Raw genomic sequence first — 25,493 nt, 5'->3', positions numbered from 1 at the left:
AATGATTATGCACTCCGGGTTCGCGAACTTTTTGCCCTCGACAGTCTTCTGAGTGAAAATTATAATAAGCGCATTTCAAAAGGTAAATGGGATAAGATGATGTCAGATAAACATATAGGTTATTCGATGTGGTCGATGCCAAAGGAAAATAAGTATCCTGAGCTGGTCATGGTGAAACCGCTCAGTAAGGCTTCCATGGGGATTGCAATTGAAGGTTGTGAAAACGCATGGCCTGGGAATGAAAGGGCAGTCTTGCCTGTTTTCGATCGCCTGCTTAAGCCATCCTATTATATTGATATTTTCAATAAAGGAACAGGGTTTTTCAGCTTTACAGCAACCCCTGACATGGGCTGGATTAAACTCAGCGAGACTGAAGGCTCTGTAGCGACCGAAAGAAGAATTCAAGTTGAACTTGACTGGAATAGCATGAGCATCGGAACAGCCAAAGGGAAAATAACCATTAAGTCTGGTCGGGATTCGGTTACCGTCGGTGTTGAAGCGATCAATGCCAGGTTGCCTGTTATAACAGAACCTTATTTCGGAAACTTTAGTGGCTCAGAGTTTTCAATACCTGCCCCTCTGTTCAATCGCAACGTTCCGGGCAGTAAGGCTAGGTGGGTCCTTTTACCAGACCTTGGGCGTGCTGAGGGAAATATGGGTATCTATCCGGTTACTGCTCCAAGCGTGAAAGCGTCTGAAGCACCATACCTGGAATACAAAGTGTTCATCAACAATACCGGCAAAGTCAGGATATGTCTGGGCATACTGCCTACACAGGATATCAATCCTGCCAGGGGCCTGCGCATCGCAGCTGGACTAAATGATCAGCAGGCTATTGTTCTTGATGCAAGAAAAGGTTTTGCAGATACTTTTAGTGAATATACGCCTGAGAATTTATCCAGATCGAAAACGCTGAAAGCCATTCAGCCTGCAAATCCTGGTATCAAATTAATTTCCAATGGCCCGCGAAGAAATGAAATTTTTGATAATTTAAGGTGGTTGGATTTCGAACTTAATGTGGAGCGGGCAGGCCTCCAAAATCTTCGTATTTACATGGTGGACCCGGAAATTGTATTAGAGCAGATTGTTGTTAATCCTGACAACAGGTTTCCAAGTTATTTTGGAGCACCTGTTATGCAGCATATCCCGGGAAAAGAACTAGATTAAGGAATATAACCCTCAATAAACCTGATATCAATATATCCATAGGAGGATAGTCAAGCATTAATTTACTTAATAAGTAGTGCAAAAAAACATCGTACACTGATCTTCCGTATTTGTCATTGTATTCATAACCTGGCAATGGGAGATCATCAGTACGGCTTATCTGGCTGGATTTACCTGTGTTTGAAAGGAATTGTCGCACAGCCCTGCAAAAACATAATTTTCTGGCTTTCAAAAAGACCAGCATAACCTATCTAAATAACAAGGGCGCAAAATTTTGCAGACTGCGTCTCCAGGTAAGCCATTCATGGGCTGTTTTTGGAGATTCGTAATAAGTGTACCTGATTCCCTGCTGTTCCAACATCGCCCTGAAAGCCCCTACAGATTTGGGGAAAGGGGCAGGTTCTTTGGTGCCTAGTCCCAGCCATAATAACTTGAGTCTCTTGTTCACCTCAGTTCCACTCTTAAACTTTCCTTCCATAAATACATCCGGATCGATTACATCTGAACTGGGATAATTTGAGGTGCCGCTGAAACCGCCATAATAAGCGAACTTATCCAGGTTTTTCATCACGATGCGCATCGTTTGATTTGCACCCATTGAAAGCCCCGCAATAGCCCGGTGTTCGCGGTCGGCCAGGGTGCGGAAGCGTTTATCGATCATTGGAATCACTTCTTCAATCAGTACATCTTCAAAAATCGAAATCCCCTGTCCTTTTCCCGGTGTCTCAGTTGCTTCTGGTTTAAGTGCGTAACCATTGTCTGTAACAATGATCATCGGCTTTGCCTTATTTTGCGCAATTAAATTATCCAGGATTAAATTCGCTTTTCCCTGATTAACCCAGCCCGTTTCATCTTCGAAGCTTCCGTGTTGAAGATAAAGCACGGGGAAACGGGAATTTTTGTCCTCGTAATAACTTGCCGGTGTATAGATGAAACATCTTCTCCAGGTTTGAGTTAAATTAGAATAGTAAATATTTTCACTAACCAGGCCATGGGGCACCTTTTGCAACGCATAAAATGCTTCATCATAAGCCGGAACTTCGATGCCACTGCCCAGCCTCCCTGCACCGTAGAAATAACGGCTGTTTGGATCCGGAATTGAGGCACCATCCACGTTGAGCTGGTAATAATGAAAACCTTCGTCCTGTGGTTCGGATTCGCCTGTCCAGAGGCCTTCCCCGTTTTTTATCATCTCGTATTTTTTCCCAGCCAGATCCAGCTGGACTTTAGCCGCCTGAGGTGCATATAGGCTTACCCTAACTTTGCCTTCATCGTTTACCTGGGGGAATAATTTGCCGGGCTGATTGCTTTCAGCTGGTCTGAATACTTTTAAATCAGACTTCATTTCAGTCTGGGCTAAACAAACCTGGCTAAATAAACAGCCGGCAAAGAGGAAAATAACATTTTTAGCTTTCATGTTTGATAATTAGCGTCTGCTTAAATTAAATAAAATTCATTTCGTATGTCAGTCTGAGCATAGTCTAAGGCCATTTCAACCTATTAATAAAGCAATCGAGTACGCCACCATTGGCAGATTAAAAAATCGCCGTCATTTCGACTGAAGTGCAGCGAAATGGAGAAATCTTTGAACTGGAATTGCAATAAATCTTTAAACTATGTTAAAAGATTTCTCCACTGCGGTCGAAATGACGCTCCTTGTATATCTATCATCAACCATCCGATGTATTTGAAAAATACTAACCTCTACCATTGACAGACCATTCCAAAAAAGGTCGTCATTATAAGGAGGAACGACGAAGCAATCTATCATGCAAGTAATTACTATAAAGATTGCTTCCCCCGAAAATCGGGGCAAGCTGTCAGCTTAATCTATTTAAATAATAGCGGAGCAAGTTCACACAGGCTCCGGCGCCAGGTTTGAAATTCGTGGCCGGTATTTTCCGAAACATAGGAAACTGCATTATGGCCTGCTTCTTTTAATGCCGAAACAGCATTTTTTACGCTTTCAGGACGTTCCTTGCTTCCACAGCTAATAAAAATTAATCGCGGTTTTGCTTTGTCTTTCAGCTCAGCAGGGTTGTATGTTCCGCCACTAAGCAGCGCATAATAGCCAAAAAGTTCCGGTTTGTTAAGTGTAATGGTATGCGTCTCCATCCCACCCATCGATAGTCCTGCCATGGCACGACCGTTTGCTGTGGTTATGGTTGAAAAGTTGGTGTCTATATACGGAATGAGTTCCTCGGTTAATACGGTTTGAAAACCATCAATCTTAAAGTCTTTCATGCGTCCCCATTTGGTTTCATTGGTCATTCCGTAGGTCATCACGATGATAAATGGCTTACTTTTCCCTTCTGCAATCAGGTTGTCCATAATCAGGTTCGCCCGGCCCTGGTTACTCCAGGCGGTTTCGTCTTCGCCCCATCCATGCTGTAAATACAGCACCGGAAAACGTCGTTTATCTTTGCCGTAGCCTGGCGGTGTGTAAACGTATGCCCTGCGCGATGAATTTGTGCTTTTTGAAGGAAAAAGGATTTGCTGCACATTTCCATGGGCTACATTTTTATCTGCGTAGAAATCTTCATCCTTTGCAGGAATTTCAATTCCACTTTCCCAACGCGAAGAGCCAAAATAGTTCATAGCACCGGGGTCATTAAATACTCCGCCATCAATGGTCAGATGATAATAGTGAAAACCTTCGTCCATGGCCCCGGCAGTGGTACCCGTAAAAAATCCGTCAGCAGTTTTGGTGAGCTTCGTTCCTCCCTGTCCTCCAAGGCCAAGGCTTACCCTGATACTGTCTGATTGAGGTGCTTTGATTCGGAACCTGGCGTAGCCTTGTGAATTGACCTGCGGGAATTGCTGGCCGGGCTGGTTCGTTACAGCAGGTTTAAAGTCTTCTTTAATTGCCTCCGGATTGTTTTGAGCCTGGCATATTCCAAAGCTAAGGCTTGCTCCTAAAGCAATTATAATAAATTTGAATTTCATAATATTTGGTTAATTAAGTTGTTTTGGCTCCTTAACTCCGAGATGAAGAATTAAACAGATTCATAAAGATAATAGATGTATGCATTGAGGCATGCTTAACTTGTTTAGTTTTCTAGCAGAAATGTTTAACAGCATCCATTAACCGGTTCTTTATTTTAATTATTGAATTGTTTAGTGTTGAAAATTAATGAGTTATGTGATTTTCAGTATGTAGTTCAGTTTGTAACCTTGCAGATACGTTTGATCAAATATTTAGCTTTCGTGGCGAACAAAAAAGGCGGCCTGTAAACAGACCGCCTGAACCGAAATATAATTCTTTTTTTATTTGCTAAGAGAGGCTAATGCATTTTCAGTGTTTAAGCTGGTTTTTGTATTAGCTGCAATAAATTTGTCCATCATCAGCTTTTGTCCTTTGCCCATTACCAGCGTATGGTCGCCGGTTGAACCGCTTAAGGTTAAATCAGCGTGATCTTCAATCACTGTATACAATCCTTCGGTTTGTGAGTTTAAGTCTAGTGATGCATTTCCGCTTAGAAAAACCTGCAGGTATTGCGTATTAATTTTACCCTGTGTTTTTACTTTGGCATTATCCATTGCATGGATGCGGTAGATCTCATTTACATAAATAGTAAGTTTCGCGGTGCTGTTATCCAAAGCGCTAATTTCTAAACCATCTCCGCTCTGCGTAACCTTAACTTCGCCGGTATTCTCATCTGCATAGCTGATGCCGGTACGTTTTCCCTGTATAATGGTCAGCTCTACATTTCCTTTTACTTTGATGCGTTTGAAGCTCAATACTTTTGAAGCGTGAACAGGTTTGATGGTTTCAGTTGCGTTAGCTGATAATACTGCTGAAGTAGATAATACCAATGCTAAAGATGAGGCGAATAATGTTTTGAATAAAGTTTTCATATACTTTGAGTTTTATTTTTATAAATGTTTTTATTGTTGTTTTGATATTAAGACGTGCAGCCACCGGAAACGTTTCAGCACAAATTACAGCATTATACCAGCCTGGGAAGCTAATCGACCAACGCCCGGAATTTAAAGACAAAAAGAAGCTTGTCGCTGTGTATTTTCCAGGTTTTCTTTCCCGGATTGCTGATTAGATATCTTTTTTACTTGGAGAAATCAGTCTTATCCTTTTCTGTGTGCTGATGCTCTTGCGGTTTGGGCAACAATCAAATCTATATTGATCCGGAGCAGGTCTTTCTATGGGCAGATGATATGAATTGTTATTTACCGCAGTTTTTTGTATATTTGTGGTCTGGTATTTTTTTACCAGGAAAACTTTCTCTGGGGCCGTTCTTGGATTTGACGGGGTGGCGAAAGTTATGTTAGCATGCAGTGCGTTGTTCGGAGAGCACTTAAAGTGAACGATCACATTTTAGTTGGCGAAAATACTTACGCCTTAGCTGCTTAGTTTAGAACTAATTAGCTTTTGTCCCTCTAACTGCTGCATTGTTGGGTTAGAATCCGGGGCATCGAAACAACAAAGCTGGCTTTAAGGAGATGCGACTTAAAGTGAGATCAAGTATCTAAGGATTTAAATAAGGTCGGTTTTCAGCCCGTTTATTTCCCGAAAATCAATTGAAAAATAAGCATGTAGAAGGTATAATTTATCTCACAACTGGACAAGGGTTCGACTCCCTTCGGCTCCACAAATTTTCATTAAAAGCTGCGAAATTTCCACGATTTTCCGCAGCTTTTTTCTTTCCCATACAAAATCCCATACAATTCTTTTGCATAATATGTTTTATAGATTTATAGTGCATAAATGGAAATTATTGGTTTTTAAATTAGAATGCGATGAAAATGCAAAGATTCCTTACAATTCTGGAAGTATTAGATTATTTAACTTCACAAAACTATAAAGGAATCTTTCGAAAAGAAAATCTCTTTTTTATTTCAAATCACAATAAACTAAATAGCCTGTTCGTGCTCTGATTGGGCATTTCGGCAAAAATGGCCAGCCGTTCCGCATTTAAACTGTCACCCCATTTCGCTTTAAAGTGACCACCTGTTTCGGGGCAAACTGGCCGTTCTGATCTTTCGATCAGCTTTTTCGCAACTGGCTTTCGGGAATAATTTTTCAATTTCTGCATAAAATAAAGGCTCCTGGGAGCATATCTACTATTCGGGATGACTACGGTCACTTCGCTGTTTTGAAGGGGGTATGGCGTTTTTTTACGCGTTCCAGTACCTGCGAATGGATTTTGATCGCTAGAAAGGTCTGAATTGAGGATAAATCCGGCAGTAAGATGGATTAAACCGAAAAGTCCTGAGGAAAATGGATTTGGATCCGAAGTGTATATTTGTTCGGAGGGAAAGGAACTTAGATGTGCATCATCCGGTAATCAATTTGGTGGCCAGTTTGGCCCGAAACAGAGGGGTCACTTTCACCGAAATACACAATTTATAAAATGAGCGAAAAAGACATATTGTTACTAATTGAGCTTGCAGAGAAAAAACTCGCTGAAGTAGAAAATATGTCAAAGACAGAAGCTATTTATCTTTGAACGACGCTGGTATTTTGACAAAAAAAGGCAAGCTGATGAGTGCCTATTCTGAATTAGAGGAAGAACCAGCTTAAGCATTATCATTAATGTACGATCAAAGGCATAATATGATTATTGGCTTTCATGGCTGTGATGAAAGTAAAGCAAATCCATTAGTAAACGATCCAGATACGATTTCATTTAGTAAAGAAAATTACGATTGGCTTGGTCATGGGTTATACTTTTGGGAAAATAATTGCGACAGAGCTTTAGAATTGGCTAAACATCACTTTACCTAAAATAGCCCACTTAAATACAAGGGAAACAAATTTCAATTTTGCACTATAAAAAGGGGCTATTATGCATGAGGCTGAAAAACCTCATGCCAACAAGCTTAATCCTTTGGTTTGTGGATGTGCGGCTTCAGATCAGGATGTTTCGGTTTGGTCTCCGGCAGAACTCTCCTTCTCTTATCGTCATTCCCCTCCTCTGTTTTGGGCTTAGGCCCAGGTTTGATTGCTTCCATAATAAATTTTAAATTAATAATTAGTTCTCGGACCAATATAAGCCCTATACAAAGCTAATCTAACCCGGATCAATTAATTTACGGTTTCCCATAAATGGTAGATATATTGGAATAAGGATACCGCCTTAAGCAAAGGAAAGATGTTGAGGACTTTATGAGATAATGCAATAGATAATTGCAAAAAGAAATTGCTGATATACCATAGTAATAGATGTTAACTATTCCGTTATAGAATTAAATGATTGTGATTAGTTATTTCAATTCTCTAAATTTATCATTATCCTGATCGACCTGTTAAAAAGGATGAGTATTTCACTAACAAAATAATATACAGATGGAAAAAGAATCAAACGATATCAGCAAGTGTCCGTTTCATAATGGCAGCATGAAAAGTAATGTAGGTGGTGGTGGCACCAGAAATGGCGACTGGTGGCCGAAGCAGTTAAAGCTGAATATTTTGCGTCAGTATTCTAACTTATCCAACCCAATGGATGGCGAATTTAATTATGCTGAGGCTTTTAAAAGTTTAGACCTGGCTGCGTTAAAAGCAGACCTTTATGCACTGATGACCGATTCGCAGGATTGGTGGCCGGCAGATTTCGGTCATTACGGAGGTTTATTTATTCGCATGGCCTGGCACAGTGCCGGAACATACCGGGTGGGCGATGGCCGTGGTGGTGCTGGTGCCGGATTACAACGTTTTGCGCCGCTGAACAGCTGGCCAGATAATGTGAGTCTCGATAAAGCGCGTAGATTACTTTGGCCGATTAAACAAAAATACGGTCGCAAAATTTCATGGGCAGATTTAATGATTTTGACCGGTAATATTGCCTTAGAATCAATGGGTTTTAAAACCTTTGGATTTGCTGGCGGTCGCGAGGATGTTTGGGAGGCTGACGAATCGGTATATTGGGGTTCGGAAACTACCTGGCTGGGTGGCGATCTTCGCTATGGACATGGCTCTGATGGTGCAGATAAAGCACACGGTGTGGTGGTTACAGATGATGACGCCGATGGTGATGTACACTCCCGAGATTTAGAAAAACCACTTGCAGCCGTGCAGATGGGATTAATATATGTAAACCCTGAAGGACCTGATGGAAACCCGGACCCGATTCTTGCCGCTAAAGATATCCGCGATACTTTTGGCCGTATGGCGATGGATGATGAAGAAACGGTGGCCTTAATTGCAGGTGGACATACTTTTGGCAAAACCCATGGTGCCGCTTCAGCAGATCATGTAGGCAAAGAGCCTGAAGCCGCTGGTATAGAAAGCCAGGGTTTGGGATGGAACAACAGTTATGCTTCTGGCAAAGGTGCTGATGCGATTACGAGCGGACTAGAAGTAATCTGGACCACCACACCAACGCAATGGAGTAATAATTTTTTCGAAAACCTTTTTGGATTTGAATGGGAGTTGACTAAAAGCCCTGCCGGTGCACACCAATGGAAAGCTGTAAATGCTGAAGCGATTATTCCTGATGCATTTGATGGATCGAAAAAACACCTGCCAACGATGCTGACCACCGATCTTTCTTTAAGATTCGACCCGGCTTATGAAAAAATATCAAGACGTTTCTTAGAAAACCCTGAACAGTTTGCTGATGCATTTGCAAGGGCATGGTTTAAGTTGACCCACCGCGATATGGGCCCTGTGGCACGTTACCTGGGGCCAGATGTACCGCAGGAAGAATTGCTGTGGCAGGATCCGATACCTGCTGTTGATCATGTATTAATTACCGAAAGTGATGTTGCCGCGTTAAAGGCAAAAGTACTGGCTTCAGGATTGAGTGTGGCCGAACTGGTTGCTACCGCCTGGGCTTCGGCTTCTACTTTCCGCGGTTCTGATAAACGTGGTGGCGCTAATGGTGCGAGGATCCGTTTGGCACCACAAAAAGATTGGGCGGTTAACAATCCTCCGCAATTGCAAAAAGTATTGGGCGTATTGGCGGGTATTCAAAATGAATTTAATGCAGCACAAATGGACGGTAAAAAGTTTCTTTAGCTGATTTAATTGTACTGGCAGGTACTGCTGCTGTTGAAAAAGCAGCCGCCGATGCCGGACATGCTGTTACTGTTCCTTTTACGCCAGGCCGGATGGATGCCTCGCAGGCACAAACCGATGTGGAATCTTTTGGTTATTTAGAGCCAGCGGCAGACGGTTTCCGTAACTACCGTAAAGCTAAATCGCCGGTTGCTACCGAAGAATTCCTGATTGATAAAGCCCAGTTGCTTACTTTAACCGCACCAGAATTAACGGTATTGATAGGTGGTTTGCGTGTATTGGATACCAATTACGACGGTTCTAAAAATGGCGTCCTGACTACAAAACCAGGTCAGCTTACCAACGATTTCTTTGTGAACTTATTAGATATGGAAACCGCCTGGAAAGCCGTTGCAGAAGACAAAGAACTTTATATCGGAAGCAGCCGTTCTACTGGTCAGCCAAAATGGACGGCAACCCGCGCCGATCTGGTATTTGGTTCTAATGCCGAATTAAGGGCAATAGCAGAGGTGTATGCAAGTTCAGATGCACAAGATAAATTCGTGAAAGATTTTGTAGCCACCTGGAATAAAGTAATGAATTTAGATCGTTTTGATTTAAATTAATTAGAAATACAAGGCAAAATTTAAGAGCCTGTTTAAAAAATTAATAAAATTAATTCGTATGTCAGTGTGAGCGTAGTCGAAGACCCTTTCATCGCATTAATAAAGGCAATCCATTACGCTTAACGTTACAGCAAAGTGCTTTGTCATATTTGCTATAAAAATTTGAACAGGCTCTAAAGACACCAATTTTGCAATGCCCCTAAAAAGTTACACACTTTCTGGGGGCATTTTTATGATAAAGAAAAAAACAGTTTAGAATTTCTTCTTTTCTTTAAAATCCCGAAAATTTATTACCTTTGCCGCATTCCTGATGAACAATCTTTTAATGTTTAGGAATTATGACAGCATATATCTACATATAGTCCCCTTCACAAATTGCCTTATCGGCGATAATTTACTATAATTTGTTTTTTATTTGATTGATTGCCTCAAGGGCTGTTCAGTTTGTATTGTACAACATTTTATTTTCCAAAGAAGGGGTATATCCTTGCTCAAGGATGAATGGAGACCCACATTCAAGTTAAAGGAAATTAAATGAAAGTCCGATGGACACACATGAATTGCCATGCAGGATTAGAAGCGCACGGCAGAAAAAGCGGTCGGTAAAAACAGACCGCGACAAACAATTAATCAGGCTGAGTAAAAGAAGATCGGAGCTTTGGATACAAAGACGGGCACTGCCGATGGTACCACTTGACAAGCCCTATCAAAGAGGCTGGAAAAGATATTTTGTACTCCGTGCAGATATTGCATTTAGTGTAAGAGCTGAATTTTATACCACATTGCTGGCTAAGATCAATACAGTTGAATACCACCACGATAAAACATTTAAACGAAAAAAACGCCGTAAAGGAAGGTATGGATATGAAGTCAAAAAGCAATCGCTGCGCGAACTCACCCCATATTTATGGGAAAGCAGTAGTTTAGGCCTTACCGAACAGGAGAAGGCGTGTTTTAGCCAGGTTGAAATGTACAATGTTCGCACACGCCAGCAGGAAATCAGGTATGTTTTTAACGAACCGTGGCGGTATAGGTTAAAAATTGCACCCAATATGGTTACACACAAAAAATTACTGGATACCGACCTGGTAAGGGAGCTTGATCTTATTAACAACCACATTAGAGGCAATAATTTTTGGGGACGCATGCATTCGTTAACCAATGGACGAAAGTATAACTCTTGGCGGTATTATCAAGGGTTGGCAAAATACAGTACAGTAAAGAAAATCCCGAAGTATAGATCGAAAGAAACGTATTTGGAGTTAGATTTTTAAAATTTTATCAATAACTAAAACAAAACTCAAACTTATTTGTCTTTTAATTTCATTAGTTTGTTTGGTTTAGTTTTATTGGTGGATGCGAATAAAACAAAATAATTAGCCTCATAGAAATATGGGGCTTTCTCATTTATATACGGCATTAACCTATACGCCATATTGGTAAAAGCAATATAGATGACTGTTGCTGATAAGAAACCAGTTGCGCTTTCTTTTGATAAAAAAACTGATTTTTTTTATCAAATTCTTAAAAATATACTTAAGTAGGTGAGGCTTAATGAATTCAGTTCGCACCATTTTTTGATTTACCAGCAATATTTATTCAAAAATTTTGTTGCCTGTAAAAGTAATCATACTGTATTCTGACTTATACGAAAATGTAATGCTAATGATTGAAATAATATTCTTGATTTTATGATAAAATAATTAATATTGAGTTGATAAATCGATTTATCAATAACCAAATATGACGATGAGCTTAAGAATATTTATGCACTGTGGTGCAGTACATGTCTGTGTAGTTTATTTGTATGTAGTTTTAATCCGATTAAAATATGATCTCCCATCACACACAATTGCTTTTAACCTAAAGCCTTCCGATTAAAAATGATGATTTGCCGTCAATTGTTTTTTATTGAATAATTCATAAAACGTTTTATTTGCTGGCAGTTTGAACGATATATTATTAACTAACCATTTACTAAACCTAAACCAATGAAAATTAATCTACTAAAGATTTCAGGGCTTTCTGTGCTTTTTTTGCTCAATAGCCCTGCTTTTTCGATGAATCCGGTTGCTAAAAAATCCGAGGGATTTTCCGGACCAAATGTAACTTTTGTGCATATCCATAACCGAAAAGTAATTACCGGAACCGTATCAGACGAAAAAAACCTTCCTATTCCCGGAGTAGGCATCAAAAACATTTCTTCAGGTAAAACTGCGGTAACTGATGAAACCGGTAAATTCAGTATTGAGGCCAACCCGAATGAGGTGATCCGTTTTTCTTATGTGGGTTATCAAAATAAAGATGTTACCGTAGGGAGCGAAGCCAATATCAGTGTTAAAATGCTACCTGCTGAAGCCAATAAGTTAGATGAAGTGGTGGTAATTGGTTACGGATCGGTGAAAAAACAGACCTTACAGGTTCCGTTGGTGTGGTAAAGGCCAGCGAACTTCAGGAACGTCCGTCGTCATCGTTAAACCAGGCACTCGCTGGCCGTATCTCGGGCGTACAGGTAAACACCAACTCGGGTAGACCCGGCGGGCAAACGAATATCAAAATCCGTGGCTTTAGTTCAATCAATACGAGCAATAATCCGCTTTATGTGGTAGATGGTGTGGCTTTGCCGGTGGGATCGCAAACACAGAATAGTAACGCTATTGATTACATTAACCCAAGTGATATCGCTTCTGTAGAGGTGTTAAAAGATGCATCCTCAACAGCCATCTACGGTGCGAGGGGTGCAAATGGGGTAATTTTAATTACGACCAAAAAAGGAACTGCAAATGCCCAGCGTATTACCTATGATGCAGATTTTGGTGTAAATACACTGGCCGCACACCATGTAAAAATGCTTGATGCTTTTGAGTATGTTAAAGTGCAGGATCTGGCTTATGAGAACATTAAGGTTTACGATCCGGTAGGTTGGGCAGCGGGAAGTTACGCATCTACACCGATTCCAAAAGCAGCCAGAATTGCCTTACCTCAGTTTTTCGATAGTAATGGAAATCCATTATATAATACCGATTGGTTAAAGGAATCTACACAGAATAAACTTTCGCAAAATCACCAGCTGGGTTTTACAGGTGGAAACGAAAATAGCACTTACGGTGTTTTTGCAGGCTATCGCGATGACCAGGGGCTTTTGCTGAACTCTTATTTAAAACGTTATTCGGGCAGATTTAATTTCGACAGTAAAATTAAACCCTGGTTAAAGGTAGGCGGTAATTTGAGCTACAATAACCAGAACGAAAACATTGTTGATCAGGGAACGGGCGGCTTAAATTCAGTCCGCATGATTACGGAAGCATTCCCTTTTCTACCCATTAAACTGGCAGATGGCAAGTGGGGCGACAATAAACTGATTCCATGGGCAGAAGGAGGCTCCAATCCGGTACACATCTTAACCGATCAAAAATATGGAATGGTTACCCAAACTGCTTTGGGGAGTATTTATTCTACCATTAGTTTTAACAAAGATTTAGAATTCCGTACCCAGTTAGGTGCCAATATTGTGAGCCGTAACATTAACGAGTACAATGCCAAACAATTATACGGGATCTCTGATGGACAGAATGGAACGGCGAATGTAACCAATGATCGGGAAACCTTCTGGTCGCTGGAAAACTATTTAACCTATAACAAACGTTTTGCCGAATCGCATGCCATTAATGCCTTATTGGGGATCTCCTGGCAGGCCACCAACTTCTTTAGCAATACCAGCCATGCCGAGAATTTTGTAACCGATTTTTATGGAAACAATAACATGGGCTCCGGAAGTAAATCGATTACGGTGGGCTCCAGCCGGAACCGGTCGGCTTTTAACTCTTATTTTGGCAGGTTAAACTATGCCTTTAAAGATAAATACCTGGTTACTTTTACAGGCAGGGTAGATGGCTCATCCAAATTCGGAGAGAACCATAAATTCGCCTTTTTTCCTTCGGCAGCACTGGCCTGGAAAGCCTCAGACGAAGATTTTCTTAAAGGAAACAAGACCATCTCTAACTTGAAATTAAGAACCAGTTATGGTTTAAGTGGTAATTCAGAGCTCCCTGCTTATCAGTCGCTTGCTACATTGGTTAATAACTCAGCCATTATTAATGATAGCAGGGTAACAGGTATTGGTATTGGCAGGTTGGCCAATCCGGACCTGGTTTGGGAAAAAACAGCACAGGTTGATGCAGGTTTAGAGCTTGGCTTATTGAACAACCGTATTAATTTAGAGGCCGATCTTTATTACAGAAAAACAACCGATATGTTATTGGATGCCCCGGTTCCACGTACCACAGGATACTCGGTGATCAGGAAAAATATCGGATCTATGCAGAACAAAGGTTTAGATTTAGGGATTAATACGGTAAACGTACAAACTGACAATTTTACCTGGAAAACCAGTTTTAATATCTCCCTTAACCGCAACAAGGTACTTTCTCTGGCCACTCCTGATGATATTTTTGGAGTGGGTAACCCAAATTTCACCAATCAAACCGGTATCATCAGGGTAGGTGAGCCTGTGGGTTCATTCTGGGGGCTGGTACGTTTAGGCACCTGGAGCGAAGCCGAAAGGGCAGAAGCAGCCAAATTTGTGAGTTACCGCGGAGGTAAAACCTTGCTTCCAGGCGATATTAAATATTTGGATGTAAACGGCGATCATGCCATTACGGATGCCGACCGCCAGATTATTGGTAACGGAACGCCAAAAGGCTGGGGATCGTTTGGTAACGCATTCCGCTATAAAAACCTGGAGCTGATTGTAGAGCTTCAATATTCTTATGGCAATGATGTGCTGAATATGACCCATCACTCAGGTGAAGACAGACAGGTACAGGCCAATAGTTTTGCCAGCGTATTAAATGCCTGGACTCTCCAGAACCAAAATACACCGATTGCCGCAATCAGGGATCAATCTGCCGGATATGTAACCAACGTTGATACCCATTGGTTAGAAGACGGTTCTTTCATCCGTGGAAAAAACCTTTTACTGAGTTATACTTTTGATAAAACACTTGTCGAAAAATTACGCTTAAGCAAACTCCGTGTTTATGCATCTGTTCAAAATTTCTTCCTGGCCACCAGGTACACTGGTAACGATCCTGAGGTTACTACCTATGGAAATGCATTTGCTCAAGGTCAGACATTTTTCGATTATCCAAAGCCAACTACTTTTATGGTAGGCTTAAACATTGGATTATAAACATTAACTAAAGAAAGGATATCAACATGAAAATAAACATAAAAAATATCGCTGCTTTGTTGTTGCTCAGCTGCGCTATAATCGGGAACGCGGGATGTAAGAAGTTTTTAGATGAAACAGATCCCACCAATCTTTCGCCCGATAATTTTTATACTTTACCAGAACATGCAGAAGCAGGCATTGCTGCCGTTTATGCAGAGCTTCGGTTTATTGGCAACGGGGCCGGTATTTATTCCAACAACTGGCAGATGCTGGATGCGCCAACCGGCATACAATCTACCGAAACCGCACAAAACTCCGATCTGAACAATTTGTATTCACTCATTTATGATGGCACAAACTTGCATGTTAACCAAAACTGGAATGGATTTTATAAAGTAATTGCACAAGCCAACCTGGTGTTGGATAAAGTTCCGGGCATTAACCCGATGGACAATGCACAGAAAAAAAGGATTTTGGGAGAGGCTGCTTTCATCAGGGCCTGGGCCTATTTTTACCTGGTGCGTTTATGGGGCGATGTGCCTTTAATCACTAAACCGATTACCAGCCCTAATGACCCTAATTTTTCTCCTTCACGTACACCACAGGAACAGGTTTACAAACTCATTGTTGATGACCTGGTGGCTGCAGAAGCGGCCGGTTTGCCTTTTATGGATGCCAGCGGGCGTGTTTCTACAGCAGCAATTAAATCTGAACTGGCAAAGGTATATTTAACCATGGCCGGACAACCCCTTAACAAAGGAGCGACTTATTATAAATTAGCAGCAGATAAGGCCAAAGAGGTAATCGATTATTCAGCAGGTAATCAGGCATCACTTGGTTTGTTCGCTAATTATGGAGCCCTGCATGACGCAAAGAATGACAATAAAGTAGAACATTTATTCGGAATCCAGTACAATGATGCTGCCGGATCTGGTAACCCCCTGCAGTCATCTTATTTACCTTTGCACCAGCCATTGGTTTCTAAAATTGATGGAATTGGAACGGCTATTCCAACGGCCAGTTTTTATGGCTCGTATGAGGCAGGAGATTTAAGGGCTAAAAACAGAGAAGGTTATTTCTTTACCGACTATTATACCGATGGATTTAAAATGCCGCTGGTTAACCGTGGTAAACCTTATATTTTTAAACACTTCGATCTGGTTGCAAATGGAACACTAGGCGTAGAGGGAACAAGCAGGAGCGATCTGAATATTCCACAGATCCGTTATGCCGAAACCTTATTAATTTATGCCGAAGCACAGAACAGGGCAGATGGTAGTCCGAATGTTGCTGCTTATGCTGCGGTAAATACGGTGCGAAAAAGGGCGCAACTGGCTGATCTTGCGGGCTTGAGTCAGACACAGTTTGAAGAAGCTGTTTGGAGAGAGCGCTGGCATGAGCTGTGTTACGAGGGCATTACCTGGTTTGATATGGTCCGCCTGCGTAAAGTGTACAATGAAAGCACCAATAGTTTTGATAATTTTGTTGGCCACATTAATAAAAGTGTAAACCAACCGTTGCAAACCAAACATTTATTGTTTCCGATTCCTACTCCGGAAATCAAGAATAACCCTAACCTGACTCCAAACCCAGGTTATTAAAAAACAGTATTTTATTGTTTCTAATGGTGGGTTCACACCTACCATTAATAATTTTTTAACAAAAACGGGTGCCCGATATTCGGATACCCGTTTTTAATTAGGTGAGAGAAACATTAATCAAAGTCTTCATCTCCTGACTAAAGCGCAGTCAAATCGAGATCTAAATAATCAATAATTACCATCTCTAATCAGTGTATAAATGGATTTTGAGGCGATTCATGAATTGCGCTTAAAAAATTAAAGGCGGGAAAGAGATTTTTTAATTTATTAGGCTTATTTTTGCGGGAAATTATGGAACCGCACAGGAGATGAGTGAATCCCTGTTAACCTCAACAATCATTAGAAAAACTAATATTTTATCAATGACAAACGACAAAAAAGAAATATTCGAAAGCGTAGCGCAACGTTTAAAAATTGAAGGTTTTAATGTAGTAAACCGCGATGAAACCCGTCCTTGGGGTGGTTTCTTTGTAATAGACGAAGCGCAGGCGCAACAATTTGCAGATACTTATTTTGATGGATTAAATGTTGAAGACCTTAAAATTGGCGGTAAGTTAAGCCCGAAAATTTTAATCGTTGCACCAAATACACGTCTTTCTTGGCAATATCACCACCGCAGAGCTGAGATTTGGCAAGTAGTAACTGGTACTGTTGGCATCAAAACCAGCCAAACTGACGAAGAAGGTGAAGTGAAAAAATACGCGCCAAAAGACCAGATTAAATTACAACAAGGCGAACGCCACCGTTTAATCGGTTTAGAAGACTGGGGTGTTGTTGCAGAAATATGGCAACATACCGATGCTTCAAACCCATCAGATGAAAGCGATATTGTACGTGTTCAAGACGATTTCGGTAGATAATAATTAATAAAATAATAGAATCCTGTTCTATATAGTCGAGCAGGATTCTTTTTATCTAAACGTTTAATTTGGAGCATTTTTCTACTCGATTAAAACTAAACGCTTTCAAAATACGTTTATATAGCATACACCCCATACATGATCATCCTTATTTTTTTCTTTGCCATTGGTTTTTATCCCTGTTTAGCCAAACCTTTTTCCTTCACCGTTACTCTTCTCACAAGATGTTTAAAATGGAACTTTTTTGGGAACGGTTTTTCTACCTGGTATTGCTGATTTCGCAAGGTTCATCATTTCTAAATCCAAGAGCTTATGCCATCCTCCACCGGATGCACCATGCTTATAGCGATACGGAGAAAGATCCGCACTCACCACATTTTTTTAAGGATGTTTTCGGGATGATGATTGCAACGAAGAACATGTATATGAATTATCTGCAATATAAAATACAACCTGAACCAGCTTTTCAGGGGAATTATCCCGAATGGCCGATGGTTGATAGGATTGGAAATTCATGGGCCTGGAGAATAGCATGTGGTTTATTTTATATTGGCTTTTATATTGCTTTCGCCAACCATTGGTGGATGTACATTTTATTGCCGGTACACTTTTTAATGGGGCCGTTACACGGCGCAATTGTAAACTGGTGTGGCCATAAATACGGTTATTCAAACCATGATAATGATGATCATAGTAAAAACTCTTTACCCTGGGACTTTTTGTTGATGGGTGAGCTTTTTCAGAACAACCACCACAAAAAACCGAATAGCCCAAATTTCGCGACCAAATGGTGGGAATTTGATCCAACCTACCCGGTAATGAAGGTATTGCACTGGATGAAGATTATTAAAATTAGAAAGGTTTAAAGTTTTAAGGCCTAAGACCAAAGCAGAAAAAACTTGAGTTCTCCCTTTCATAATCTGTTTCCTCATTCCATGGTCTGTGTTCCCACAGGCCATTATTTAATTCTTTTAGAGTAACCTAAATAAATAGGTTTTTTGCCACTGAAGCACGGAAAACACGGAATATATCCTGCGCTCTGTCACCCTGAGCGGAGTCGAAGGGCAATATAGGAAGTCCTGGATTTTGTCATAAAATACTGTCCTACAGGTAATTATTTAATTTCTTTCCAGGAAACCTAAATAAACAGTTTTTTTTGCCACTGAACCACGGATTAATAGATTTCCTTTCTTGCACTGTTTTGTGTTAACTAAACCTGACAGCAGCGAAAATCCTTTTTGTTTGCAGTAACCTTACCTATACTGTCATGCTGAGGCACGAAGCATCTGCAGCCTATGAAACGGATACCTGCATCATAGCATAACAGCACCTCAAAAAGATTGAAGCGAATGGCAGGACTATCGCAACCGATAAAAACAGGACCCTGCTTTTAAGATAAAAATGCATTTATTTTTAGCCACGAAAACACGGAATATATCCCGCGCTCTGTCACCCTGAGCGGAGTCGAAGGGCAATATAGGAGTCTTGGGCTTTATCATAAAACACTGTCCCATAGGTTGTTATTTAATTTCTTTCCAAGCAACCTAAATAAGTTTTTTTGCTACTGAAGCATGGATTAATAGATTTCTTGGTGCACTGTTTTGTGTTAGCTAAACCTGACAGCAGCGAAAATCCTTTTTGTTTGCAGTAACCTTACCTATACTGTCATGCTGAGGTACGAAGGATCTGCGACCTACTAAACGGATACTGGAGTTTCAGCACAACAGCACCTCAAAAAGATTGAAGCGATTGGCAGGGCTATCGCAACCGATAGAAACAGGCCCTTGCTTTTCAGATTAAAAAGCATTTATTTTTAGCCACGGAAACATGTAACACACGGAGTATATCCCGCGCTTGTCACCGTGAGCGGAGTCGAAGGGCAATGTAGAAAATCCTGGGCTTTTACCATAAATCCTTTTTGCCTATCTTACCGTATATACTCCAATCTGTTTTAAAATTTAAACCACCGTATGATCAACTTACTCAAAATCATTTTCTCTGCCCTGTTAGTTTTTATGTGTTATAAAGTAATCAGCACTTCGCTGGAAAGTAACCTGTTCGAGCAATGGGATTTCCTGGGCGGTATACCCTGGATGCGCGCTACCCTCTGGGATTTTTATGCTAACATCTTCATTATCACTTTGTGGATGTTTTATAAAGAAAAAAGCATTATTCTTAAAATCTCTATTACCATTTTGTTCGTATGTTTAGGAAGCATAGCAACCTTAGCTTATGTTTTGGTGTATTTATTCAAACTAAAAGATGACGAAGGTGTTAAAGAATTACTTTTAAGGCGTGAGGTGTAGGGTTTAAGGTGTAGGGGTCTTACAAGAAGTTTATTTATAGCAATGCTGATTTTGCCTTTTGGGCCTTAAACCTTTTACCTTAAACCTTATGCCGCTCCAGACAGGACATCTACTATTCATCGCACTCATTTCGCTTTTTGCCTGTTGTTTTATTATGGCCATGGTTTGGCTTTGGGCAAAGAAAATTAAAAACGCAGGTGTGGTCGATGTTTTCTGGGCACTAAACTTCCCTGTAATTACAATCATCACATTTTTTTTATCTGATGGTTACGATCCCCGAAAAATTTTAATCTGTGGAATGTTTTTACTGGCAGAGTTACGCCTGGGCATTCATCTTTGGCAACGTGTTATCGGTCATTTAGAGGAAGAAGAGGGGAGGTACGAGCAACTCAGAAAGGAATGGGGCAACAAAGCCGACCGTAATTTCTTTGTTTTTTTCAGTTTCAGGCCATATCCAATGTAATCCTGGCTATTCCATTTTTTATCATTACGGCAAATCAATCGCAGGGTATCTCTATTTTAGAGTTTACAGGTGCGCTGGTTTGGGTAATTGCTTTTTTCGGAGAAATGATTGCCGACAGGCAGCTTGCAGCGTTTAAAAAAGATCCCCTCAATAAAGGCAAAGTATGCGATACCGGATTATGGTACTACAGCCGTCATCCCAACTATTTTTTTGAGTGGCTAACCTGGATGGGCTATTTCATTTTTGCATTGGCTTCGCCATGGGGCATTCTCGCCATCATTAGTCCGGCAGTTATATTGTATTTATTAACCAGGGTTACCGGTGTGCCTAACAACGAAGAGCAAAACCTGAGGAGCAAACCTGTAGCCTATAGGAAATACCAGGAAACAACGAGTGCTTTTTTTCCGTGGTTTAAGAAAAAGTAGTCAGAAGTTAGAGGTCCGAAAGACCGGGGTCTGGCTGCCAATATAAAACTGTAAATCAAAAATAAACAATCTGCTATTAGGCATTTTGCATATAAAATAACAACACCGGACCTCCGACTTCGGACTTCCGACCATCAAACTCCAAATTACATGTGGTACGATAAACTTTTAGAAAACGACAAACTTCCTGATACGGCCTTGCGTATCGGCATCAGAAAATTATGCAAACAGCGCCTGGATGATGAAACGCTTGGCGATGAGGAACTACAGCAGGAAAAATTTATGGACCTGGTTGCTGAACTGAAGCAATTGCCGATTGCGGTAAATACAGCTGATGCCAATGAACAGCATTACGAACTGCCAACCGAATTCTTTCAATATTGTTTGGGTAAAAATTTAAAATACAGCAGTGGTTATTGGAAACCGGGCGTTAAAGATATTGATACTTCAGAAGATGATATGCTGGCTTTAACCTGTAAAAGAGCCGATTTACAAAATGGACAGAATGTTTTAGAACTGGGCTGTGGCTGGGGATCGCTCTCATTGTATATGTCGGCTAAATTTCCGGAGAGCACTTTTACGGTGGTTTCGAATTCTGCAACCCAAAAAATCTTTATCGATGAAACTGCAAAACAGCGTGGAATACAAAACTTAACGGTTTTAACTGCCGATATGAATACGTTTACCATTGCCGATACATTTGACAGGGTAGTATCAGTAGAAATGTTTGAGCACATGCGCAACTATAAATCTTTGCTTAACAAGGTTGCTTCATTTATGAAACCAGATGGGAAATTATTCGTGCACATATTTACACACAAAAGCCTGGCATACAAGTTTGAGGTGATTGACGAAACCGACTGGATGAGTAAATACTTTTTTACAGGTGGGATTATGCCCTCTAATCACTTGTTTTTCTACTTTAACGACGACCTCAAAATCGATAAACACTGGGTGGTAAACGGAACCAATTACGGTAAAACCTCAGAGGCCTGGCTAAGCAATATGGATAGGCATAAAAAGGAAATCATGCCGATTTTAGAACGGACTTATGGTAAAGATCAGGCGGTGAAATGGTGGGTATACTGGAGGTTATTTTACATGTCGTGCGCCGAACTGTTCAATTATAATAAAGGAAACGAATGGATGGTGTGCCATTATTTGTTTGAAAAGAATAAATAATGTAAGAGGTAAGGATGTAGGATGGATAATGGAGTTAGCAATATGCCCATCATCTATTTTACATCATCCATATCACATCTTCGGTCATCCATATCACATTATCCATCTTCCATATTACATTATGAATAAACTCGCCATTATCGGCTCCGGAATAGCAGGCATGGGTTGTGCCCATAAACTGCAGCATAAATACGATATTACCCTTTTCGAAGAGCTCGATTATATCGGTGGTCATACCAATACCATTACGCTCGAAGAAGATGGACACCCCATTTACCTGGATAGTGGCTTTATGGTTTTTAACTATCAGACCTATCCAAACCTGACAGAAATGTTCGCCGAGATTAATGCGCCGGTCATTAAAACTGATATGTCTTTCAGTGTGCAATTTCTGCCTAAAAATTTAGAATATAGTGGTTCGAGTTTGAACCATCTTTTTGCGCAACGGAAAAACCTGTTTAATATTTCTTATTTAAAAATGTTGATGCAGATTAACCGCTTTAACAAACAAAGTGTAGAAATTTTGGATAAGCCCGAGTTTCAGGATTATTCGATCGGGCAGTTTTTTAAAGCCTTTGGTTATAGTGAGGATATGCTTTGGCAATATCTTATTCCGATGAGTGCTGCGGTTTGGAGTGCCCCGATGGAACAGATTTTGGATTTCCCGGCGGTTACGTTGATCCGTTTTTTCAAAAATCACGGGTTTTTAGGATTAGATACCCAGCATCAGTGGTACACGCTGCAAAATGGCAGTCAGGCTTACCGCGAAAAACTGATAGCGCCATTCCGCGACAGGATCAAAATCAATACTAAAATTGTTGCGGTAAAACGTTTAGAGAATGGTAAAGTTGAAGTGGAAAATCAAAAGGGCGAGAAATTAGAATTCGATAAAGTGATAATGGCCAGTCATGCAGACCAGACTTTTGAAATCGTAAAAGATAAAACAGCTTTAGAAACTGAACTCCTTTCTAAATTTAAATACCAGCTAAACAAAGCCGTTGTACATACCGATGAAAAGCAGATGCCCGAAACCAGACTGGCCTGGAGCAGCTGGAATTACCGGGTTGAAAAACAGGGCGATAAATTATTGCCCAGTACCATTTACTGGATGAATAATTTACAGGGAGTTTCTAAAAAGCAGAATTACTTTGTATCCATTAACCCAACAGGAACACTAAATCCTGAAAAAATTGTTAAAGAAATCGATTATCATCACCCTTTGTTTGATGTTCCTGCCATGCAGGCTCAGGAGCAATTGCACAAACTAAACGAAACCGGGCCGATATATTATTGCGGAAGTTATTTTAAATATGGTTTTCATGAAGATGCTTATAAAAGTGGTGTTGACCTGTGTAGGGAGCTTTTAGTTTAGTTAGTTCATTACAAGTAAGATAAGTATTATTTTGATTAGGGTTTAATTCAGTTTGTCATCCTGAATGCAATGAAAGATCTTTTCTAATGAAGATATCTTTAATTAAAAGATTCTTCGCTGCGCTCAGAATGACAGGATACTCAGAATGAAAATCAATCATAAATTTCGTAAATTGTAATATTAATGCAAATCAACTCATCCATCTATATCGCTAAAGTCATGCATCACCGCCTGGCACCCAAAAAACATTCTTTTAGGTACAGCGTGTATATGTTTTATATCGATCTGGACGAGCTGGAAATGCTCGCGCAAAAGCTTCGTTGGTTTAGCCTGAATAAATTTAATCTTTTTTCTTTTCGCGATGCCGAACATCTTCAGTTGCCAAAAGAAAATCCTGATCAAACCAAAAATACACGGCAGCATTTAGGAGATTATTTAAAAGAACATGGCGTTGATGGCAGCAGGCTTAAAATAAAACTCCTTACCAACCTCAATGTGCTGGGGTACAATTTTAATCCCGTTTCCTTTTATTATTGCTTCGATGAGGAAGGAAATCCGGTATGTTGTGTGGCCGAAATCAGCAATACTTACCGCGAAATGAAACTTTTTTTCTTTGGAAAAGAAGAATTGCATGGCGATACCTTTAAAAAAATCACTACCAAATATTTTTATGTTTCACCATTTATCGACCATGACGATTCCTTCGATTTTAACTTAAAAGTGCCGGCTGATAAGCTCGATATTAAAATTAACGACCTGGATAAGAATGATAAATTGTTTTTTATCAGTACCTTGATGGGAGAGAAAAAGCCATTAACCAATGCCGCTTTGCTGCGATATTTTTTTCTATGCCCTTAATACCGTTACAGGTTATGGGCATGATCCACTGGCAGGCACTTAAACTTTGGATAAAAAAATACCTTTTCATCCAAAAGCTGAAAACCCTGAGTTGCAACGCAACGTATATAAACCCTATAAACCACAAATAAAATAGATCAAAGTTATGAATACGCTTACCGCTGCCAGAACATCAAGAGGTTTTTTCGAAAGAATAGTGCTTAATGCGCTTTCTAAAATGACATTAGGCAAATTGGAACTTTCATTGCCAAATGGCGAAACACTGATTTTTGGAAACGGAGAACATAAAATTGAAGCACATATACAGATTAACCACCCTGATTTCTTTAAATCCATTGCGCTTTATGGAGATATCGGTTTTGGAGAAGGTTATACCTCGGGCCTTTGGGATACCACAAACATTACCAATGTAATTAAATGGGTAATCCTGAACATTGAAAATGCACCTTCGGTTACCGGGAGCAAGGCAAACTCCATTGCGCTGAATATTTTTAAATGGGTTAATAAAATCTATCATATACGCAGGGCAAATACTTTGGCCGGATCGCAGAAAAATATTTCGGAGCACTACGATCTGAACAATGATTTCTTTGCGACTTTTCTGGATAAAACCATGACTTATTCGAGTGGCTATTTTAATCCTGACGATTTAAGTTTAGAAGAATCGCAATATGCTAAATACGACCGCCTGGCCAGGCAGTTAAAAATTAAGGCAACCGACCATGTATTGGAAATTGGAAGTGGTTGGGGCGGTAATGCAATTTTTTAGCCAAAAATTACGGCTGTAAAGTTACTTCGGTTACCATTTCTAAAGAACAGCAAAAACTGGCGGTGGAGCGTGTTCATGCAGAAGGACTGGCCGGTCAGGTTTCAGTCATTATTCAGGACTATCGCAAAATTGAAGGTGCTTTTGATAAAATCGTATCTATTGAGATGCTCGAAGCCGTGGGTCACCAATATTTAGAAACCTATTTCGAAAAATGCCAGAAGTTATTAAAACCCGAGGGGATTTTTGCCTTTCAGGTAATTACCTCACCCGATTGTAGATATGATAAATTGAGAAACGGTGTAGATTGGATTCAGAAGCACATTTTTCCGGGCTCACTTTTACCTTCAGTAGCCGCCATAAACAAAGCAATAAATGAAACCGGCGATTTAACCATGGTCGATTTAAAAGATATGGGTTTGGATTATGCCCATACACTTCATTTATGGTATATCTCATTCAATAAAAACCTGAATAAAGTAAAAGCCCTGGGCTTTGATGAAACCTTTATCCGCAAGTGGAATTATTACCTGAACTATTGCGAAGCAGCTTTTGCCATGCGGAATATTAATGTGATGCAAATGGTTTATTCAAGACCAAACAATATTTCGAGGTAATCATATAATGTAAGAAATTAGGCGGATGACGGGAAAATTCCATCTTATATTATCGGTTTTATATTTTTCATGATTTCTTTTACCGGTAAAAGTGTAGTGTTTGCCGAACAATTAATGGAGTTG

Annotated in this window: 19 protein-coding genes, 1 other RNA gene and 2 pseudogenes; 18 read left to right on the top strand and 4 right to left on the bottom strand. The window is 40.3% G+C overall.

Annotated features, from left to right (window positions below; genetic code table 11):
- The first annotated feature begins 96 nt into the window (after positions 1-96).
- Positions 97-1,167, top strand: coding sequence for a hypothetical protein (locus ACQ86H_RS22760; RefSeq protein ID WP_431295454.1), 1,071 nt, complete (start codon positions 97-99; stop codon positions 1,165-1,167).
- 247 nt (positions 1,168-1,414) lie between these two features.
- Here ACQ86H_RS22760 and ACQ86H_RS22755 read toward each other — a convergent pair whose 3' ends face one another.
- From ACQ86H_RS22755 to ACQ86H_RS22745, 3 genes are all read right to left on the bottom strand, one after another.
- Positions 1,415-2,584, bottom strand: coding sequence for an alpha/beta hydrolase (locus tag ACQ86H_RS22755; protein ID WP_431292591.1), 1,170 nt, complete (start codon positions 2,582-2,584; stop codon positions 1,415-1,417).
- A gap of 413 nt (positions 2,585-2,997) precedes the next feature.
- Positions 2,998-4,113, bottom strand: a complete 1,116-nt coding sequence (locus ACQ86H_RS22750; protein ID WP_431292590.1) for an alpha/beta hydrolase-fold protein — start codon at positions 4,111-4,113, stop codon at positions 2,998-3,000.
- A gap of 321 nt (positions 4,114-4,434) precedes the next feature.
- On the bottom strand, positions 4,435-5,025 hold the full coding sequence (locus tag ACQ86H_RS22745) for a GIN domain-containing protein (RefSeq protein ID WP_431292589.1): 591 nt from the start codon (positions 5,023-5,025) through the stop codon (positions 4,435-4,437).
- Positions 5,026-5,411: 386 nt separating this feature from the next.
- On the opposite strand from ACQ86H_RS22745, the gene ssrA reads away from it, so the two are divergent.
- Positions 5,412-5,777, top strand: a transfer-messenger RNA (tmRNA) gene (ssrA, locus tag ACQ86H_RS22740).
- A gap of 249 nt (positions 5,778-6,026) precedes the next feature.
- Here ssrA and ACQ86H_RS22735 read toward each other — a convergent pair.
- Positions 6,027-6,218 (bottom strand): hypothetical protein, encoded by a 192-nt coding sequence (locus tag ACQ86H_RS22735; RefSeq protein ID WP_431292588.1) that lies wholly within the window; start codon positions 6,216-6,218, stop codon positions 6,027-6,029.
- A gap of 500 nt (positions 6,219-6,718) precedes the next feature.
- Between ACQ86H_RS22735 and ACQ86H_RS22730 the strand changes: the two genes are divergently transcribed.
- The 16 genes and pseudogenes from ACQ86H_RS22730 to ACQ86H_RS22655 all read left to right on the top strand — a co-directional run bounded on the left by ACQ86H_RS22730 (position 6,719) and on the right by ACQ86H_RS22655 (position 25,370).
- Positions 6,719-6,910 (top strand): hypothetical protein, encoded by a 192-nt coding sequence (locus ACQ86H_RS22730; protein WP_138820400.1) that lies wholly within the window; start codon positions 6,719-6,721, stop codon positions 6,908-6,910.
- Positions 6,911-7,471: 561 nt separating this feature from the next.
- Positions 7,472-9,142, top strand: coding sequence for a catalase/peroxidase HPI (gene katG, locus ACQ86H_RS22725; RefSeq protein WP_431292587.1), 1,671 nt, complete (start codon positions 7,472-7,474; stop codon positions 9,140-9,142).
- 8 nt (positions 9,143-9,150) lie between these two features.
- Positions 9,151-9,747 (top strand): peroxidase family protein, encoded by a 597-nt coding sequence (locus tag ACQ86H_RS22720; protein ID WP_431295453.1) that lies wholly within the window; start codon positions 9,151-9,153, stop codon positions 9,745-9,747.
- Positions 9,748-10,292: 545 nt separating this feature from the next.
- A complete protein-coding gene (locus ACQ86H_RS22715) occupies positions 10,293-11,021 on the top strand; it encodes a hypothetical protein (RefSeq protein WP_431292586.1) in 729 nt (242 codons plus the stop codon).
- Positions 11,022-11,738: 717 nt separating this feature from the next.
- On the top strand, positions 11,739-12,185 hold the full coding sequence (locus ACQ86H_RS22710) for a carboxypeptidase-like regulatory domain-containing protein (protein ID WP_431292585.1): 447 nt from the start codon (positions 11,739-11,741) through the stop codon (positions 12,183-12,185).
- A complete protein-coding gene (locus tag ACQ86H_RS22705) occupies positions 12,179-14,938 on the top strand; it encodes a SusC/RagA family TonB-linked outer membrane protein (RefSeq protein WP_431292584.1) in 2,760 nt (919 codons plus the stop codon). The genes ACQ86H_RS22710 and ACQ86H_RS22705 overlap by 7 nt, the downstream gene beginning before the upstream one ends.
- 26 nt (positions 14,939-14,964) lie before the next feature.
- Positions 14,965-16,521: a RagB/SusD family nutrient uptake outer membrane protein gene (locus tag ACQ86H_RS22700; protein WP_138820404.1), complete on the top strand. Its 1,557-nt coding sequence runs from the start codon at positions 14,965-14,967 to the stop codon at positions 16,519-16,521.
- Positions 16,522-16,883: 362 nt separating this feature from the next.
- Positions 16,884-17,381, top strand: a complete 498-nt coding sequence (locus ACQ86H_RS22695; RefSeq protein ID WP_025142534.1) for a phosphoheptose isomerase — start codon at positions 16,884-16,886, stop codon at positions 17,379-17,381.
- A gap of 179 nt (positions 17,382-17,560) precedes the next feature.
- Positions 17,561-18,247, top strand: a complete 687-nt coding sequence (locus tag ACQ86H_RS22690; RefSeq protein ID WP_431295452.1) for an acyl-CoA desaturase — start codon at positions 17,561-17,563, stop codon at positions 18,245-18,247.
- Between the two features lie 1,104 nt (positions 18,248-19,351).
- Complete coding sequence (locus tag ACQ86H_RS22685) at positions 19,352-19,687, top strand: DUF1475 family protein (RefSeq protein WP_431292583.1); 336 nt, start codon at positions 19,352-19,354, stop codon at positions 19,685-19,687.
- Between the two features lie 88 nt (positions 19,688-19,775).
- Positions 19,776-20,575: pseudogene (locus tag ACQ86H_RS22680) on the top strand (DUF1295 domain-containing protein).
- Between the two features lie 150 nt (positions 20,576-20,725).
- Positions 20,726-21,757: an SAM-dependent methyltransferase gene (locus tag ACQ86H_RS22675; RefSeq protein ID WP_138820408.1), complete on the top strand. Its 1,032-nt coding sequence runs from the start codon at positions 20,726-20,728 to the stop codon at positions 21,755-21,757.
- Complete coding sequence (locus ACQ86H_RS22670; RefSeq protein WP_431292582.1) at positions 21,741-23,129, top strand: NAD(P)/FAD-dependent oxidoreductase; 1,389 nt, start codon at positions 21,741-21,743, stop codon at positions 23,127-23,129. The genes ACQ86H_RS22675 and ACQ86H_RS22670 overlap by 17 nt, the downstream gene beginning before the upstream one ends.
- Positions 23,130-23,312: 183 nt before the next feature.
- Positions 23,313-24,118: pseudogene (locus tag ACQ86H_RS22665) on the top strand (DUF1365 domain-containing protein).
- Positions 24,119-24,132: 14 nt separating this feature from the next.
- Positions 24,133-24,756 carry a class I SAM-dependent methyltransferase gene (locus ACQ86H_RS22660; RefSeq protein WP_431292581.1) on the top strand — a complete coding sequence of 208 codons (624 nt, stop codon included), beginning with the start codon at positions 24,133-24,135 and terminating at the stop codon, positions 24,754-24,756.
- A gap of 35 nt (positions 24,757-24,791) precedes the next feature.
- On the top strand, positions 24,792-25,370 hold the full coding sequence (locus tag ACQ86H_RS22655; RefSeq protein ID WP_431295451.1) for a class I SAM-dependent methyltransferase: 579 nt from the start codon (positions 24,792-24,794) through the stop codon (positions 25,368-25,370).
- Positions 25,371-25,493 lie beyond the last annotated feature (123 nt).

The organism is Pedobacter sp. P26 (assembly GCF_050632135.1).
Classification (GTDB): Bacteria; Bacteroidota; Bacteroidia; order Sphingobacteriales; family Sphingobacteriaceae; genus Pedobacter.
This window is presented reverse-complemented; position numbering and strand designations above follow the sequence as displayed.

Bases quoted from the DNA above. Each gene is read 5' to 3' on its own strand.
- ACQ86H_RS22760 (WP_431295454.1), top strand. From the start codon at position 97: ATGATGTCAGATAAACATATAGGTTATTCGATGTGGTCGATGCCAAAG.
- ACQ86H_RS22755 (WP_431292591.1), bottom strand. From the start codon at position 2,584: ATGAAAGCTAAAAATGTTATTTTCCTCTTTGCCGGCTGTTTATTTAGC.
- ACQ86H_RS22750 (WP_431292590.1), bottom strand. From the start codon at position 4,113: ATGAAATTCAAATTTATTATAATTGCTTTAGGAGCAAGCCTTAGCTTT.
- ACQ86H_RS22745 (WP_431292589.1), bottom strand. From the start codon at position 5,025: ATGAAAACTTTATTCAAAACATTATTCGCCTCATCTTTAGCATTGGTA.
- ACQ86H_RS22735 (WP_431292588.1), bottom strand. From the start codon at position 6,218: ATGCAGAAATTGAAAAATTATTCCCGAAAGCCAGTTGCGAAAAAGCTG.
- ACQ86H_RS22730 (WP_138820400.1), top strand. From the start codon at position 6,719: ATGTACGATCAAAGGCATAATATGATTATTGGCTTTCATGGCTGTGAT.
- katG (WP_431292587.1), top strand. From the start codon at position 7,472: ATGGAAAAAGAATCAAACGATATCAGCAAGTGTCCGTTTCATAATGGC.
- ACQ86H_RS22715 (WP_431292586.1), top strand. From the start codon at position 10,293: ATGGACACACATGAATTGCCATGCAGGATTAGAAGCGCACGGCAGAAA.
- ACQ86H_RS22710 (WP_431292585.1), top strand. From the start codon at position 11,739: ATGAAAATTAATCTACTAAAGATTTCAGGGCTTTCTGTGCTTTTTTTG.
- ACQ86H_RS22700 (WP_138820404.1), top strand. From the start codon at position 14,965: ATGAAAATAAACATAAAAAATATCGCTGCTTTGTTGTTGCTCAGCTGC.
- ACQ86H_RS22695 (WP_025142534.1), top strand. From the start codon at position 16,884: ATGACAAACGACAAAAAAGAAATATTCGAAAGCGTAGCGCAACGTTTA.
- ACQ86H_RS22685 (WP_431292583.1), top strand. From the start codon at position 19,352: ATGATCAACTTACTCAAAATCATTTTCTCTGCCCTGTTAGTTTTTATG.
- ACQ86H_RS22675 (WP_138820408.1), top strand. From the start codon at position 20,726: ATGTGGTACGATAAACTTTTAGAAAACGACAAACTTCCTGATACGGCC.
- ACQ86H_RS22660 (WP_431292581.1), top strand. From the start codon at position 24,133: ATGAATACGCTTACCGCTGCCAGAACATCAAGAGGTTTTTTCGAAAGA.